Below are 14,828 nucleotides of genomic sequence, written 5' to 3'. Positions count from 1 at the left end.
TATCGGCCGCGTACGACAAAGCCGCCCGCCGCGACCGTGCCGACGGCCGTTCCTAGGACGTGCCGCGACCGCGCCTACAGCTGTTCCGAGGGTCCGACGCGTCCCCACTGCACCGCCAGCACGATCAGCCCGACCCCCAGCCACACCACGCCGACCACCTGCGCCGAACCCGCCGCCGTCACGATCACCGCGGTCAGCACCCCGGCGCCGAGCAGTGGCACCAGGACATGCCGCAGCCAGTCCGGCGGGCCGTCCATCCGGCGCACCACGAACCAGCCGATCACGCTCGCGTGCAGCAGGATGAACGCCGTCAGCGCCCCGATGTCGACCACCGACACCAGATGGTCCATGCCGTCGTCCCGCCGCGCCGCCCACAGCGCCGCGATCATCGTCACCGCGGCCGCCGTCAGCAGTGCGATCCGCGGCACGCCCGAGTCCGCACGGGACAGGGCGTGCGGCATCCGCCTGTCGCGTGCCATCGCGAACAGCAGCCGGCCCGCGGCCGCCTGCCCGGCCAGCGCCGCGAACGCCGCGCCGATGGCCTTGCTCGCCGCGACCAGGTCGTGCAGCCACCCCCCGACCGAGGCGTCCACCGCGTCGTAGAAGGCCGACCCCTGCTTACCCGGCTCCGCGGCCAACTGCGACGACGACAACGGCTCGAGGAGGGCCACCAGATATGTCTGTGCCACGAACAGCACGCCCGCCAGCGCCAGGCAGAACAGCACCGCCCTGGCCACCTGTCGCGAGCCGCCGGTGACCTCCTCCGCGAACGACGCGATCGCGTCGAAGCCGAGATACGACAACACCGCAACCGACACAGCGCTCAGCACCGCGGTCAGCGAGAAGCCCGCATCCCCGGCGAACGGCGACGCCCAGCCGCGCTCCGCCCCGTCCCGTACGAGCACCACCACCGCCGACACCACGAACACCAGCAGCACCACGGTCTCCATCGCGAGCACCGCGAACCCGACCCGGGCCGCCGCCCGTACGCCCCAGAGGTTCAGCAGCGTGGTGACGACCACCGCAATCGCGGTCCACACCCACCGGTCCACCGCCGGTACCAGCGCCTCCATCGCGATCCCGGAGAAGAGATACGCCACGGCCGGGATCAGCAGATAGTCGAGCATCGCCATCCACCCGGCGATGAACCCGGGCCCGTCGCCGAGCCCCTTGCGGGCGTAGGTGAAGACCGAGCCGGCCTGCGGCGCGACCTGGACCATCTGGGCGTAACTCACTGCGGTGAACGCCATGGCGATCGTCGCCACGACATAGACGAGCGCGACGGCCCCGTGCGACTTGGCGTCGAGTGTGCCGAAGATGCCGACCGGAGCCATGGGCGCGATGAACAGCAGTCCGTAGACGAGCAGATCCAGGAATCCGAGTGTGCGCCGCAGCTCACCGCCCGTGGCGTCCCCCTTGTCCGGCACCTCCGCTGCCGCCATCGGGGCCCTCCGTCGCTCGCGTCCCGCCTCAGTCTTCCCGCTGTGGGTGATCTCTCGCCTCTTCTGGGCGGCCTTACGATGGGGGACATGACTGCTACGACTCCTGCCCGACGCGTCCTTCTCGCCGCTCCCCGTGGCTACTGCGCGGGCGTGGACCGTGCCGTGATCGCCGTGGAGAAGGCCCTCGAGCAGTACGGGTCCCCGATCTATGTGCGCCACGAGATCGTCCACAACAAGTACGTCGTACAGACCCTGGAGAAGAAGGGTGCGATCTTCGTCGACGAGACGGCGGAGGTCCCCGAGGGGTCGATCGTCATGTTCTCCGCGCACGGTGTGGCGCCGGTCGTCCACGAGGAGGCGGCGGAGCGCAGGCTCGCGACCATCGACGCGACCTGCCCGCTGGTCACCAAGGTCCACAAGGAAGCGGTCCGCTTCGCCAACGAGGACTACGACATCCTGCTCATCGGCCACGACGGCCACGAGGAGGTCATCGGCACGTCCGGCGAGGCACCCGAGCACATCACGCTCGTGGACGGCCCCGAAGACGTCGCGAACGTTTCCGTACGGGACGAGTCGAAGGTCGTCTGGCTCTCGCAGACCACGCTCTCGGTCGACGAGACGATGGAGACGGTGGACAAGCTGAAGGAGAAGTTCCCGCAGCTGATCTCCCCGCCGAGCGACGACATCTGCTACGCCACGCAGAACCGCCAGATCGCGGTCAAGCAGATGGGCGCGGAGGCGGACCTGGTCATCGTGGTCGGCTCCAAGAACTCCTCCAACTCCGTGCGGCTGGTCGAGGTCGCGCTGGGCGCGGGCGCCACGGCCGCCCATCTCGTGGACTTCGCCGAGGAGATCGACGAGGCATGGCTGGACGGGGTCTCGACGGTCGGCGTCACGTCGGGCGCCTCGGTGCCGGAGGTGCTGGTCGAGGGCGTACTGGAGTGGCTGTCGCAGCGCGGCTTCGAGGACGTCGAGATCGTCAAGGCGGCGGAGGAGTCGATCACCTTCTCACTGCCGAAGGAACTGCGCAGGGATCTGCGCGCGGAGGCGGCCGAGCTTGCCGGGAAGCCGTCCGGAAAGTAGTCCTGAAAGCAGCCCGGGACGTATCGGGGACGTAACTGTCAGGGGCTGCCCGTAACGTTGTGTCCATGGACGTGTTCGGAGTGGACATCGGCGGATCCGGCATCAAGGGCGCACCAGTGGACCTTGAGCGCGGCGACCTGGCGCAGGAGCGCCACAAAGTTCTGACCCCGCAGCCGGCGACGCCGGACGCGGTGGCCGACGGCGTGGCGGAGGTGGTGGGCCATTTTGACTGGTCGGGCCCGGTCGGCATCACCTTCCCCGGCGTCGTCACGGGCGGCGTCACGCGCACGGCGGCGAACGTCGACAAGGGCTGGGTCGACGTGGACGCGGGCAAACTGCTCGCCGACCGCCTCGGCGGCCTGCCGGTGACGATCCTGAACGACGGTGACGCGGCGGGCATCGCGGAGATGGCCTTCGGCGCGGGCCGCGGCCGCAAGGGCACGGTGATACTGCTGACGTTCGGTACGGGCGTCGGCAGCGCGGTCTTCATCGACGGCCGGCTCGTTCCGAACACCGAGCTCGGCCACCTCGAGCTGCACGGCCACGACGCCGAGAAGCGCGCCTCGACGAAGGCCAAGGAGGACGAGGACCTGAGCTGGCACCAGTGGGCGCACCGGGTGCAGAAGTATCTGGCACACGTGGAGATGCTGTTCTCGCCGGAGCTGTTCATCATCGGCGGTGGGGTGAGCCGCAAGGCGGACAAGTTCGTGCCGTTGATCGAGGGCATCAGGGCGGAGATCGTGCCGGCGGAGCTGCAGAACAATGCGGGCATCGTGGGAGCGGCGATGGCGGCGACGAGCCGCTAGCGGGGGGTGCGTGGGCCCGGCGCGGGCGTCAGCCCTGGCGCACCGGAGGGCCCGGCGCACCGGCGGGCTCGGCGGGAACGTCAGCCCCGTCGTACCGGCGGCCCCTGGCGGGGGCGGCGCAGCCGGCGGCTCATCACCCGGATCTTCCGTACGCAGGTGATGAGCCCCGCGACCAGCGTGCCGCCGTACAGCCAGCCCGCGTGCACGGCCAGCGAAGTCACCACGGCCATCGCCTGTCCGCCGAAGCCGCCCGTACCACCCGAGATCGGCACGATGCCGGCCGCGAAGGCGATCGGCACGCTGATCGGCGCGGTGACCAGGTCCGCCTCCCGCACCCAGAGCGCGGTCAGCGCGCTGACGGGCAGGAACAGCACCCCGTACACCACCGCGGAGCCGTCGAACAGCAGCCAGTCCAGGCAGCCGAACGTCAGCATGGTCGCGGTGCCGAAGAGCCCGGCGCCGAGCCCGGTCAGCCGGGGATTGGGCAGTCTGCGCAGCGCGAGCACCACCGGCGGGACGGTGCGCGCGGGCCGGGCCGCCACCCGGTACACGGCGGGGCCTTCGCCGAGCGTGCCCTCCGCGAGCGCACTCTGCGGGGAAAGAGGGGCCTGCGGCCGCTGGCGGCGCTGAGGGTGACTTGTCCTGTGCTGCTCCACCTGACCAACGTAGGTCGCAACTGGGGATGAAACAGGCCTGGGACACGCCCTTTGGGTGACCTTGAGGTTGAGTTCGAGCCACGGCTCCCGTCACGGCCCCGCTTGACCCGCCCGTAAACTGGGGAATCGGCCCACCTCCGGGCCGGGCGCCCATCAGCCAGTCCTCACTCCAGGAAGTCGCCAACGTGTCGCTCACGATCGGAATCGTCGGCCTGCCGAATGTCGGCAAGTCGACCCTGTTCAACGCCCTGACCAAGAACGACGTGCTGGCGGCCAACTACCCGTTCGCCACCATCGAGCCGAACGTCGGCGTCGTCGGCGTCCCGGACGCCCGCCTCGCCAAGCTGGCCGAGATCTTCGGTTCGCAGCGCATCCTCCCGGCGACGGTGGACTTCGTCGACATCGCGGGCATCGTGCGCGGCGCGAGCGAGGGCGAGGGCCTGGGCAACAAGTTCCTGGCGAACATCCGCGAGTCGGACGCGATCTGCCAGGTCATCCGGGCCTTCAAGGACGAGAACGTCGTTCACGTGGACGGCAAGGTCTCGCCGAAGGACGACATCGAGACGATCAACACGGAGCTGATCCTCGCCGACCTCCAGTCGATCGAGAAGGCCGTCCCGCGCCTGACGAAGGAGTCCCGCCTCCAGAAGGACAAGGTCGCGGTGCTCGCGGCGGTCGAGGAGGCGCAGAAGATCCTTGAGGCCGGCACGACGCTCTTCGCGGCGGGCATCACCGCCGGCACGGAGAAGGGCCGCCTGCTGCACGAGCTGCACCTGCTCACCACCAAGCCCTTCCTGTACGTCTTCAACGTCGACGAGGACGAGCTGGTCGACGAGGACTTCAAGAACGAGCAGCGCGCGCTGGTCGCCCCGGCGGAGGCGATCTTCCTCAACGCCAAGATCGAGTCGGAGCTGATCGAGCTCGACGACGACGAGGCGCTGGAACTCCTCCAGTCGATGGGCCAGGAAGAGCCGGGCCTGGCGACGCTCGGCCGGGTCGGCTTCGACACCCTGGGCCTTCAGACGTATCTGACGGCGGGCCCGAAGGAGACCCGCGCCTGGACCATCAAGAAGGGCGCGACGGCTCCGGAGGCTGCCGGTGTGATCCACACCGACTTCCAGAAGGGCTTCATCAAGGCCGAGGTCATCTCCTTCGAGGAGCTGGTCGAGACGGGTTCGGTCGCGGAGGCCCGCGCGAAGGGCAAGGCGCGCATGGAGGGCAAGGACTACGTGATGCAGGACGGCGACGTCGTGGAGTTCCGCTTCAACGTCTGAGCGGTTGAAATAACACCACGTTGGTGTCCTGGCACATACGCAGGTCAGATGGGGTCCGACTCTTCGGAGTCGGGCCCCTGGTTTTTGCCCGTGCTGGGATGGCGCTGGGAAATCAGCCGCGATGCTCGTTGCGTGTGAGGTTCGTTCGCGTGGCTGGTGGAGTCAGGACCACGTCCGTGCGCCCACCCGTCACCCTCGCTGGCGGGCTTGCCTCCACCGCCTCCGCGCCCTCTGACAGTCACCCTCGCCGAGAAGGATGCCGGCTCCAATCCGCAATCTCGCCCTCCGTACCCGCCTCTGCACTCCATCCACTAGGTCGCTTGAGGTGAAGTAAGATTCAATCTACGTAATAATCTATCTACGTTAATCCCCGGGGGTGTCGTGGAGTTCCAAGGTCGGGCCGGAGATCTTGAACTGCTGGCCGAGCAGTACAGAACAGTGGCAGAGGGTGTTGGAGTCACTCGAGGGCGGGCTGTGATCATGACGGGCCGGCGCCGAGTGGGGAAGTCGCGACTTGTCCAGGAGTTCTGCGACCGCTCGGGAGCGCCCTACGTGGTGTTCCAGGCCACCCGGGGGCGTAACCCTGTGACTGAGCGCGCCGACTTTGCCGCGACCCTCGCGCTGTCGCTACTGCCGGGGGCGGAGCTAGTCGCCGGCCTCCAGGCGCAGGACTGGAACCAGGCCCTGCGCGCGCTGGCGCTCGCGGTTCCCGATGACTCACCCAGCATCGCGGTGATTGACGAGGTGCCCTGGCTGGTTGAGCAGGATAAGGAATTCGAGGGCGCACTCCAAACTGTCTGGGACCGTCACCTGTCTTCCAAGCCCGTGCTTCTGCTGCTGGTTGGCAGCGATACATCGGTGATGGAGGCACTGCAGTCGTACGGGCGCCCGTTCTTCGGCCGGGCAGCGAAAATGACCGTCCATCCCCTGAACCTGGCCGACGTGCAGGCCATGACAGATCTCGATGCCGCCGGGGCCGTCGACGCTCAGTTGATCACGGGAGGATTCCCCGAGATCGTGCAGTCATGGCGGCCGGGTATGGGACGTACAGCCTTCTTGCAGGCTTCGGTCGCCAATCCTCTCTCGCCCCTGCTGGTGGCTGGCGAGCTGTCCCTGCTGGGCGAATTCCCCGAGGCTTCGCATTCACGGGTCGTACTGGAAGCGGTTGGCAGCGGTGAGCGCACGTTCAGCGCGATCGCAGCCCAGGCCGGCGGCGCCAGCGCGCTGCCGTCCGGCACGCTCTCCCCGCTGCTGGCCATGCTGCAGGCCAAGCGAGTCCTGGCCGCTGACCTCCCCCTGTCCCTCAAGCCGGACAGCAAGAACAAGCGCTACCGGATCGCCGACCCGTATCTGCGGTTCTGGCTGGCCTTCCTGGCACGCGCGATCCCACTTATCGAGCGTGGCCGAGGTGACTTGGCACTGGAACGCATCGAGCGGTCATGGACCACTTGGCGCGGGCGAGCGGTCGAGCCACTGATCCGCGAGTCCTTGCTGCGTCTGATGCCCAATGACGAGTGGCCCGAGACCGAGGCCATCGGCGGTTGGTGGAACCGTCAGAACAACCCCGAGATCGACCTCATCGGTGCAGACCGCGAGCCGGTGGCCCGGCAGGTGCACTTCGTCGGGTCGGTCAAGTGGATGGAGACCCAGCCCTTCGGCCGTCATGAGTACGACGCCTTGGTCCGCGACATGCTCGCTGTCCCCGGTACCGCCCCGGACACTCCGCTGGTCGCGGTCTCCCGCTGCGGGGTGGCTGATGATCTGCCACTGACCGCGCACTGGGGACCTGAGGACCTCGTACGGGCGTGGCAGCCCCGATAGCCGGGGAGCCTGAGGTCTCTCACCTCGCGAGTGCCCCTCGAACTACGGAGCTGCTTGAGGTTCACGCTGTGAAGGGTGATGTGAGGCGTCTGAGCCCACGCAGGTTTCCGCATCCGGCAGCAGGCGTCCTCTTTCGGTGATTCCGTGAGGGCCCGCCGGACCGGAATGTGCCACCAGTCGTACTTCGTCCGGCGCGAACCAGGTGCGGTCACCGTCGGAGTCCGGTCAGTTCGGGCCCTACGCCGCATTGCTTTCCAGCAGGCCCTTGAGCTTCTGCTCGTTCCTCGGCATCTCCTTCCGTGCGTGCGGGCGGACGACCAGCGGAACCAGCAGCTTGCCCATCCCGTGGGCCTCGAAGTCGAGGTTGAGCGTCAGGCGTGACCGTTCGCCGTCGCCGAGTGGTTCGATCGTGCCGTGGACGTCGCCTCTGACGGGCCCGTCGACGCCTCTCATGTGCCAGCTGCGGGGAGGGTCGAGCTCGGTGACCTCCATGGTCATCGGGAACTCCCGGCGGCCGATGCGCCGGGTCACGACCATGCGGGACCCCACGCTCATCGGGGTGTCGCCCAGGGGCCTCACGGATACGGCGCTCTCCTGCCACTCGGGGAGGTGGGAGGGGTCGGTCACGTAGGAGTAGATGTCCTCGGGGCGGCGGGAGATGTCTACGCTCTCCTTGATGGCGGACATTTCGCCTCCTTTGTCAGGTTCTGTCACCAAGGATCCCACCTGGGGCAGGAGAAGGTGAGCCGACCAGGCAGCTCGGGGCGTCAGCGGTCGGCGGGTGCGTTACCGGACCAGCATGGTGTCCGTGTGCACCGAGCCGAGCATCCGGTAGCAGTGCGCGTACAGCTCGCGGTCACGTCATCCATGGCGGCCATCATTCCGGGCCGGCATCCGCCAGTTCCGCGATGACCTCGGCGTGACACCGCTCCGGCACGCACCAGCAGCCGAGTCTGTGGCCGCGCAGCGCAGGGAGGAGTTCGAGGAGGTCCGGACGCGACAGCAGATGGACGCGGTACTTCTCGAGGACCTCCTCACGCGTTCCGTCGGGGCCCGGACGGAAGGGACTGGCCAGCGGCGATCCGGCGAGATGCCAGCCACCGCGGTGCATGGCACGGCCCACGTACACGACGTCCGCGTAGTCGGGGTCGTCGCGATGGCCCTTGAGATTGACGACCGTCGTCCTCTTCATGTGCTGGATCCTCCGGCTTCGGGGCGCGTCCCGCCAGGCGAGGACCAGGACGTGGTGGCGAGCATCGGTCGGAACGACCGGGCCCGCGGGCCGCAGTGTGCGACCCGCGGGCGTCACCGTCAGGGAAGCTTGACCGCCAGCAGGTCCACGGGACGGATGTCCGGCGCCGTGCTCAGCATCGTCTCCGCCGCCTCCATCAGCGCCGCGGCGATCCGGCCCTGCAGATGGCCGGCCCTTCCCTCCTCGTTCTCGAACGTGTCGAAGACTCCGAAGACCGTGGCGCTCTCCCGGAACGCGAACCAGGTGACCGTGTGCTCCTCCTCGCGAGCGAGCTGCAGCGCGTCGCTCAGCAGGCCCTCGACCTTGTCCGCGTACTCCGGCTTGGCTTCGATCCGGGCCAGCAGTCCGATGTTCATGACGTGTCACTCCGTAGGTCGGGGTCGGGTCGGCGTCCCGATCAGCGGGACGTCAGCAAACCTAGGCTCGCGAGAACCGCCACCCCAGTGGCGCAAACGACTACTCCGATAGCGTTTCCGTCATGGATGTGGCAGTGGTCGTCTATGACGGCGTATTTGATTCAGGGCTCTCCGCGATCCTCGACGTGCTCGACGCGGCCAACGCCATGCGGGGCGAGCTCCCGCAGCCGCCGCCCGCCTGGCAGGTGACCACGGTCGGTTTCCGCCGCCGGGTCCGCACCGGCGTGGGCCATCTCGTCGCCACCGTGCCGGTGGCCGAGGCCGAACGAACGGACCTGCTGATCGTGCCGGCCCTCGCCGAGCGGCGGCCCGATGCGCTCATCGCCCATGTTTCCGGCCCCGACTCGGCAGCCGTACGGAGACTCGTGACCGATGCGCGCGGACGCGGCACACCCGTGGCCTCGGCCTGTACGGGCACGTTTCTGCTGGCCGAGGCGGGGGTGCTGGACGGCCGCAAGGCGACCACGAGCTGGTGGCTGGCGCCGGCCTTCCGGCAGCGCTATCCGGCGGTCACCATCGACGAGACGCGAATGGTGACCACGTCGGACGGTGTGACGACGGCCGGCGCGGCCTTCGGTCATGTCGACCTCGCGCTGGCCGTTGTCCGGATGAGCAGTCCCGCGCTGGCCGATCTTGTCGCCCGCTATCTGGTCGTCGACGAACGACCGTCCCAGTCCGCGTACACGATCCCGAGCGCACTCGCCCAGAGCGATCCGGTCGTCGCGGCCTTCGAGCGCTGGGCCAGGCTGCATCTGGAGGAGCCGGTCGACGTCGGCGCGGCGGCGCACTCGCTGGGGGTGAGCGAACGCACCCTCCAGCGGACCGTGCGCCGCGTGCTCGGCACGTCCCCTGTGCGTTTCGTCCAGGACCTGCGGGTCGAACAGGCCTCACATCTGCTGCGCACGACGGACATGTCACTGGACTCCATCGCCCGCAAGGTCGGCTACGAGCACGCGAACACCCTGCGGATCCTGCTGCGCGAACGCACGGGCAGCACGGCGGGTGCCTTGCGCGGCCGCTGACCAGCAGTGTCGGCGCAACAGCCTTAGTTGGAATTGACAACCCTCTCCTCGCGGGGCAGGGTTGAGGGAGTAGGTTTGAAGTTCAAACCATTGCAGGGGATGGGGAGGTTGTCGTGGTGCGGGACGCGGTGATCGTCGAGGCGGTTCGTACGCCGGTCGGCAAGGGCAAGCCGGGAGGGGCGCTGCACGACGAGCGCCCCGTGGACCTGCTGGCCCGTACACTCGCGGCGCTCGTCGAGCGGGCCGGGATCGATCCCGCGCTCGTGGACGACGTCATCGGCGGCTGTGTCACCCAGGTCGGGGACCAGGCGCTCAACATCACCCGGAACGCGGTGCTGGCCGCCGGATTCCCCGAGAGCGTGCCGGGCATGACGGTGGACCGGCAGTGCGGCTCGTCCCAGCAGGCCGCGCACATCGCGGCGCAGGGAGTGATCAGCGGGGCGTACGACATCGCCATCGCCTGCGGTGTGGAGTCGATGTCCCGGGTGCCGATGGGATCCAACGTGCTGCCGGGCAGCGATCCGTTCGGGCGGCGGATCGGCGAGCGGTATCCGGAGGGGCTTGTCGGCCAGGGGATCAGTGCGGAGCTGATCGCGGCCCGCTGGAAGATCTCCCGGGAGGAGATGGACGCGTTCGCGCTGGAGTCGCACCGGAGGGCGGCGGGCGCGTGGGAGCGCGGGGAGTTCGACCGGGAGGTCGCCTGGGCCGGGCAGCGGGACGAGACCGTACGACCCGGAACGTCGGCGGAGGTGCTGGCAGGGCTTCGGCCGGCGTACTACGACCCGTCGACCGAGCAGCGGTTCCCCGAAATCGGCTGGCAGGTCACGGCGGGCAACAGCTCACCGATCAACGACGGCGCGGCGGCGCTGCTGATCATGGGCGCGGATGTGGCGGAACGGCTGGGGCTGCGGCCGCGGGCCCGGTTCCACTCCTTCGCGGTGGTGGGTGACGATCCGCTGCTGATGCTCACGGCGATCATGCCGGCGACCGAGAAGGTGCTGGCCAGGGCCGGTCTCGGCATCGAGGACATCGATCTGTTCGAGGTGAACGAGGCATTCGCGTCGGTGGTCCTTGCCTGGCAGCGGGAGACGGGCGTCGGCGCGGACAGGCTGAATGTGCGCGGCGGCGCGATCGCGATCGGGCACCCGCTGGGCGGCAGCGGGGCGCGCATCATGACGACGCTGCTGCACAACCTGGAGGACCGGGGCGGGCGGTACGGGCTCCAGACGATGTGCGAGGCGGGGGGCCTGGCGAACGCCACGATCATCGAACGCCTCTGAACGCGGTGGAACGCCTCTGAACGCGGCGGAACGTGTCCGAACGCGTCCGAACGCCTCCGGGCGGCCCGGACCGGGAGCCCGGTCCGGGCCGCCCGTCGCGCTCGTCCAGAACGTTTGGATTCGCAACTGACCGTCCTGGAATGACCGTATGTCGAAGAGCGTTCAGTCGAAGAGCGTCCGGCCCCGGGAATGCTCCATCGCCCGAGAAGAGGAGACGTACATGTCGTATCCGGACCCGAAGTACGTGGACGGCAAGGGCGAGATCAGCGCCGAATTCCGGCCCGCGGACACCCGGGCGAACCTGGAGAGCAGGAACGGAAGCCGCACCCACTACCTGGCCACCACTGCCTCCACGGGCGGGGAGTTCGGGCTCTACCGGATGGACATGGCTCCGAAGGCGGGCGGCCCGAAGACGCACTTCCACAAGTCGATCTCGGAGTCGTTCTTCATCATCGAGGGGACGGTGCGGCTCTACAACGGCGACAGCTGGATCGACGCGACCGCGGGCGACTTCCTGTACGTCCCTCAGGGCGGGCTGCACGCCTTCCGGAACGACTCGGACGCGCTCGCGTCGATGCTGCTGCTCTTCACGCCGGGCGCGCCCCGCGAGGAGTACTTCGAGAAGGTCGCCGAGGTCGCCACCGAGTGGTCGCCCGAGCAGCAGGCGGAGTTCTTCATCAAGCACGACACCTACTGGACCGACTGACCCGCGTTCACGGCTGGGGCGCCAAGCCGGTCTTGAGGCCCGCGCCGCACAGCGGGACGACGGCCGTGCGGTCGGTCCAGGCGCCCGTGGCCGCCCAGCAGGCGACGCCCGTGGACTCGACGAACAGTCCGCGGGCGGCCAGATCCAGCTGTGCCGCCCGGATCTGCTCCTCCGTCACCGTCAGGAAGGTGCCACCCGATTCGCGTACCGCCCGCAGGATCTGCCGGGCCCGGGGCGGACGCGGGATGGCGATGCCCTCGGCGAGAGTCGGCCGCAGCGGCGCGCGTTCGTCCAGGAGTCCGTCGGCGCCCGCGTGGAACGCGGCGGCCAGCGGGGACACCGCCTCGGCCTGGACCGCGATCAGGGCGGGGCGCCCGGCGATCAGCCCGTGGGCGTGGAGCTCGCTGAGAGCGAGCGCCGCACCCAGGAGCAGTGTGCCGTTCCCGACGGGGACGACGATCGCCTCGGGGAGCCTGCCGCCGAGGTCCTCCCACAGTTCGTAGACGTAGGTCTTCGTGCCGTGCAGAAAGTACGGGTTATAGACGTGACTTGCGTAGAAAATTCCCTTTTCGTCCGCCGCCGCGCGGGCCGCGTCCGCCGTCGCCTCACGGTCGCCCGGTACAAGTTCGAGATGCGCCCCGTGCGCCCGGATCTGCTCGACCTTCTTGGCCGAAGTGGCCTCGGGGACGTACACCGTGCAGTCCAGACCGGCCCGTGCGCAGTACGCGGCGACGGCCGTGCCCGCGTTTCCGCTGCTGTCCGCGATCACCCTTCGGCCCCCGAGGCGGCGGGCCAACTCCACCAGCATCACCGCGCCGCGGTCCTTGAACGAGAGCGTCGGCATCAGATAGTCGAGCTTGACGGAGACGGTCCCGGTGAGCGGTACGAGAGGGGTGCGGCCCTCACCGAGCGAGAGGGCGGGCGCGGCGAGGGGCAGCGCCTCCTCGTACCGCCACAGTGAGTTGACCCTGCCCGGCAGGGACTTGAGGTCGACCGGCAATGCGGTGAACTCCAGATCCCAGGGGCTGCGGCAGTCCGGGCAACGCCAGGCGGCAGCTTCGACGGGGGACCGGGTGCCACACTCCGGGCAGTGGTAGGAGATCATGGGTCGCCAGCATGGCAGCTGTGTGGCGCATGTGTTACGTCCCTCCCCGAGCCCTTGTGGGATTCATATGGATCCGACAATCTTTCGCTCGGCAGGCGAGACGAGGACGCAGCGAATACAGCTTGTATCCATTGTCATGGGCCTGCCGGACCCCCACAGCAGCGCACCACCAATGAGGAGGACCCCTCACATGTCAGTGATGCGTAGTTCGCGTCGAAGACTTGCCGCAGCCAGCGCGATATCCGTCGCCGCGCTGGCGATCGGCGCGACTTCAGCCCTCACGGCCAACGCGGCCGAGCCGACCCCCGTGGGCGTGATTCAGAACGCGGGAGCCCCCGGCGCCATCAAGGGCAGCTACATCGTCACACTCCGCGGGACCGCGGCCGACGCCGGATCGCTGGCGGGCAAGGCGCTCGCCGCGAAGTACGGCGCGAAGATCAAGAGGACGTACAACGCGGCGCTGAACGGCTACTCGGTACAGCTCTCGGAGGCGCAGGCGAAGAAGTTCGCCGCGAACCCGGCCGTCGTCTCCGTCGTGCAGAACCGCGTCTTCAAGGCAACCGGCACCCAGCCGAACCCGCCGTCCTGGGGCCTGGACCGGATCGACCAGAAGACCCGCCCGCTCAACCAGAGCTACACCTACCCCGACACCGCGGGCGAGGGGGTGACCGCGTACATCATCGACACCGGTGTACGGATCACCCACAGCGACTTCGGCGGCCGGGCATCGTACGGCTATGACGCCATCGACAACGACAACACCGCGCAGGACGGCAACGGTCACGGCACGCACGTCGCCGCCAACGTCGCCGGCAACACCTACGGCGTGGCCAAGAAGGCCAAGATCGTCGGCGTCCGCGTCCTCGACAACTCGGGCTCGGGCACGACCGAGCAGGTTGTCGCGGGCATCGACTGGGTGACGCAGCACGCCGTCAAGCCGGCCGTCGCCAACATGAGCCTCGGCGGCGGAGTCGACCCCGCGCTCGACACGGCGGTGCGCAACTCCATCGCCTCCGGTGTGACCTACGCGGTCGCGGCGGGCAACGACGGGGCCAACGCCTCCAACTACTCGCCCGCGCGCGTGGCGGAGGCCATCACGGTCGGCTCCTCGACCAGCACCGACGCCCGCTCCAGCTTCTCCAACTACGGAACCGCGCTGGACATCTTCGCTCCGGGCTCGTCGATCACCTCGGCCTGGAACACCAGCGACTCGGCGACGAACACGATCTCCGGTACGTCGATGGCCACCCCGCACGTCACGGGTGCGGCCGCGCTCTACCTGGCGGCCAACAAGACCGCGACCCCGGCCCAGGTCTCGGATGCCCTGACCAGCGCCGCGACGACCGGCCTGGTGACCAACCCGGGCACTGGTTCCCCGAACCGTCTGCTGTACGTCGGCACCGGCTCCACCCAGCCTCCGGGTTCGAAGTTCGAGAACACCGCGGACTACACGATCAGCGACAACTCCACGGTGGAGTCGCCGATCACCGTCAGCGGCGTCGCCGGCAACGCGCCGTCCAGCCTGAGCGTGCCGGTCGACATCAAGCACACGTACATCGGCGACCTGCGCATCGACCTGGTCGCGCCGGACGGGACGGTCTACAACCTGAAGGCGTACGGGTCCGGCGGCAGCACGGACAACGTGATCACGACGTACACGGTGAACGCGTCGTCCGAGGTCGCGAACGGCACGTGGAAGCTGCGGGTCAGTGACAACGCGGCGCAGGACGTCGGCAAGATCGACTCCTGGGCTCTGCAGTTCTGAAGTCGGACCCGATTCTGAGCTGATTGAGCTCATTTGGGCTGATTGGGACTGGTTCGGTACTGGTTCGGTGGGGGGGGGGGGGGCCCCCGCGCCCCCCCCCCCCCCCCCCCCCCCCCCCCCGCCCCCCCGATTATAACCCCGCCCCTTAGCGGGATCCCCCCCCCGCCCGATGAGGAGCACAATAACCAGGCCAAATAAAC

14 protein-coding genes are annotated in these 14,828 nt (G+C 68.8%); 8 read left to right on the top strand and 6 right to left on the bottom strand.

All coding sequences use genetic code 11. From position 1 onward, the window contains the following. Window positions 1-74: 74 nt before the first annotated feature. Window positions 75-1,442 (bottom strand): APC family permease, encoded by a 1,368-nt coding sequence (locus tag ACI2LP_RS11655; protein ID WP_404724311.1) that lies wholly within the window; start codon window positions 1,440-1,442, stop codon window positions 75-77. 78 nt (window positions 1,443-1,520) lie between these two features. Between ACI2LP_RS11655 and ACI2LP_RS11650 the strand changes: the two genes are divergently transcribed. Then, window positions 1,521-2,525, top strand: coding sequence for a 4-hydroxy-3-methylbut-2-enyl diphosphate reductase (locus ACI2LP_RS11650; protein WP_404724310.1), 1,005 nt, complete (start codon window positions 1,521-1,523; stop codon window positions 2,523-2,525). A 65-nt stretch (window positions 2,526-2,590) separates the two neighbouring features. Further along, window positions 2,591-3,331: a polyphosphate--glucose phosphotransferase gene (ppgK, locus tag ACI2LP_RS11645; protein WP_404724309.1), complete on the top strand. Its 741-nt coding sequence runs from the start codon at window positions 2,591-2,593 to the stop codon at window positions 3,329-3,331. Between the two features lie 80 nt (window positions 3,332-3,411). Here ppgK and ACI2LP_RS11640 read toward each other — a convergent pair whose 3' ends face one another. Then, window positions 3,412-3,987: a DUF6542 domain-containing protein gene (locus ACI2LP_RS11640; RefSeq protein ID WP_404724308.1), complete on the bottom strand. Its 576-nt coding sequence runs from the start codon at window positions 3,985-3,987 to the stop codon at window positions 3,412-3,414. Between the two features lie 185 nt (window positions 3,988-4,172). Between ACI2LP_RS11640 and ychF the strand changes: the two genes are divergently transcribed. Both ychF and ACI2LP_RS11630 read left to right on the top strand, forming a co-directional pair. Then, window positions 4,173-5,261 carry a redox-regulated ATPase YchF gene (ychF, locus tag ACI2LP_RS11635; protein ID WP_404724307.1) on the top strand — a complete coding sequence of 363 codons (1,089 nt, stop codon included), beginning with the start codon at window positions 4,173-4,175 and terminating at the stop codon, window positions 5,259-5,261. Window positions 5,262-5,642: 381 nt separating this feature from the next. After that, a complete protein-coding gene (locus ACI2LP_RS11630) occupies window positions 5,643-7,082 on the top strand; it encodes an ATP-binding protein (RefSeq protein ID WP_404724306.1) in 1,440 nt (479 codons plus the stop codon). 237 nt (window positions 7,083-7,319) lie between these two features. On the opposite strand, the gene ACI2LP_RS11625 is transcribed toward ACI2LP_RS11630, so the two are convergent. The 3 genes from ACI2LP_RS11625 to ACI2LP_RS11615 all read right to left on the bottom strand — a co-directional run bounded on the left by ACI2LP_RS11625 (window position 7,320) and on the right by ACI2LP_RS11615 (window position 8,690). Continuing rightward, on the bottom strand, window positions 7,320-7,769 hold the full coding sequence (locus ACI2LP_RS11625) for an SRPBCC family protein (protein WP_404724305.1): 450 nt from the start codon (window positions 7,767-7,769) through the stop codon (window positions 7,320-7,322). Between the two features lie 190 nt (window positions 7,770-7,959). Continuing rightward, window positions 7,960-8,274: a DUF4326 domain-containing protein gene (locus ACI2LP_RS11620; RefSeq protein WP_404724304.1), complete on the bottom strand. Its 315-nt coding sequence runs from the start codon at window positions 8,272-8,274 to the stop codon at window positions 7,960-7,962. Between the two features lie 119 nt (window positions 8,275-8,393). Next, window positions 8,394-8,690 (bottom strand): putative quinol monooxygenase, encoded by a 297-nt coding sequence (locus tag ACI2LP_RS11615; RefSeq protein WP_404724303.1) that lies wholly within the window; start codon window positions 8,688-8,690, stop codon window positions 8,394-8,396. 122 nt (window positions 8,691-8,812) lie between these two features. On the opposite strand from ACI2LP_RS11615, the gene ACI2LP_RS11610 reads away from it, so the two are divergent. The 3 genes from ACI2LP_RS11610 to ACI2LP_RS11600 all read left to right on the top strand — a co-directional run bounded on the left by ACI2LP_RS11610 (window position 8,813) and on the right by ACI2LP_RS11600 (window position 11,758). Then, complete coding sequence (locus ACI2LP_RS11610; RefSeq protein WP_404724302.1) at window positions 8,813-9,772, top strand: GlxA family transcriptional regulator; 960 nt, start codon at window positions 8,813-8,815, stop codon at window positions 9,770-9,772. A 116-nt stretch (window positions 9,773-9,888) separates the two neighbouring features. After that, window positions 9,889-11,052, top strand: a complete 1,164-nt coding sequence (locus ACI2LP_RS11605) for a thiolase family protein (protein WP_404724452.1) — start codon at window positions 9,889-9,891, stop codon at window positions 11,050-11,052. A 220-nt stretch (window positions 11,053-11,272) separates the two neighbouring features. Next, window positions 11,273-11,758, top strand: a complete 486-nt coding sequence (locus ACI2LP_RS11600; protein WP_404724451.1) for a cupin domain-containing protein — start codon at window positions 11,273-11,275, stop codon at window positions 11,756-11,758. Between the two features lie 7 nt (window positions 11,759-11,765). Here ACI2LP_RS11600 and ACI2LP_RS11595 read toward each other — a convergent pair whose 3' ends face one another. After that, window positions 11,766-12,863 carry a pyridoxal-phosphate dependent enzyme gene (locus ACI2LP_RS11595; protein WP_404724301.1) on the bottom strand — a complete coding sequence of 366 codons (1,098 nt, stop codon included), beginning with the start codon at window positions 12,861-12,863 and terminating at the stop codon, window positions 11,766-11,768. Between the two features lie 190 nt (window positions 12,864-13,053). Between ACI2LP_RS11595 and ACI2LP_RS11590 the strand changes: the two genes are divergently transcribed. Further along, the gene (locus ACI2LP_RS11590; RefSeq protein WP_404724300.1) at window positions 13,054-14,628 is read left to right on the top strand and encodes a S8 family peptidase; all 1,575 of its coding nucleotides are present in this window, start codon (window positions 13,054-13,056) and stop codon (window positions 14,626-14,628) included. The last annotated feature ends 200 nt before the right edge of the window (window positions 14,629-14,828 follow it).

The sequence above is a fragment of the Streptomyces sp. NPDC019890 genome, from assembly GCF_044903445.1.
Classification (GTDB): Bacteria; Actinomycetota; Actinomycetes; order Streptomycetales; family Streptomycetaceae; genus Streptomyces.
Note: the sequence above shows the minus strand (reverse complement) of the source record. Positions and strands in the feature narration are given on the sequence as shown.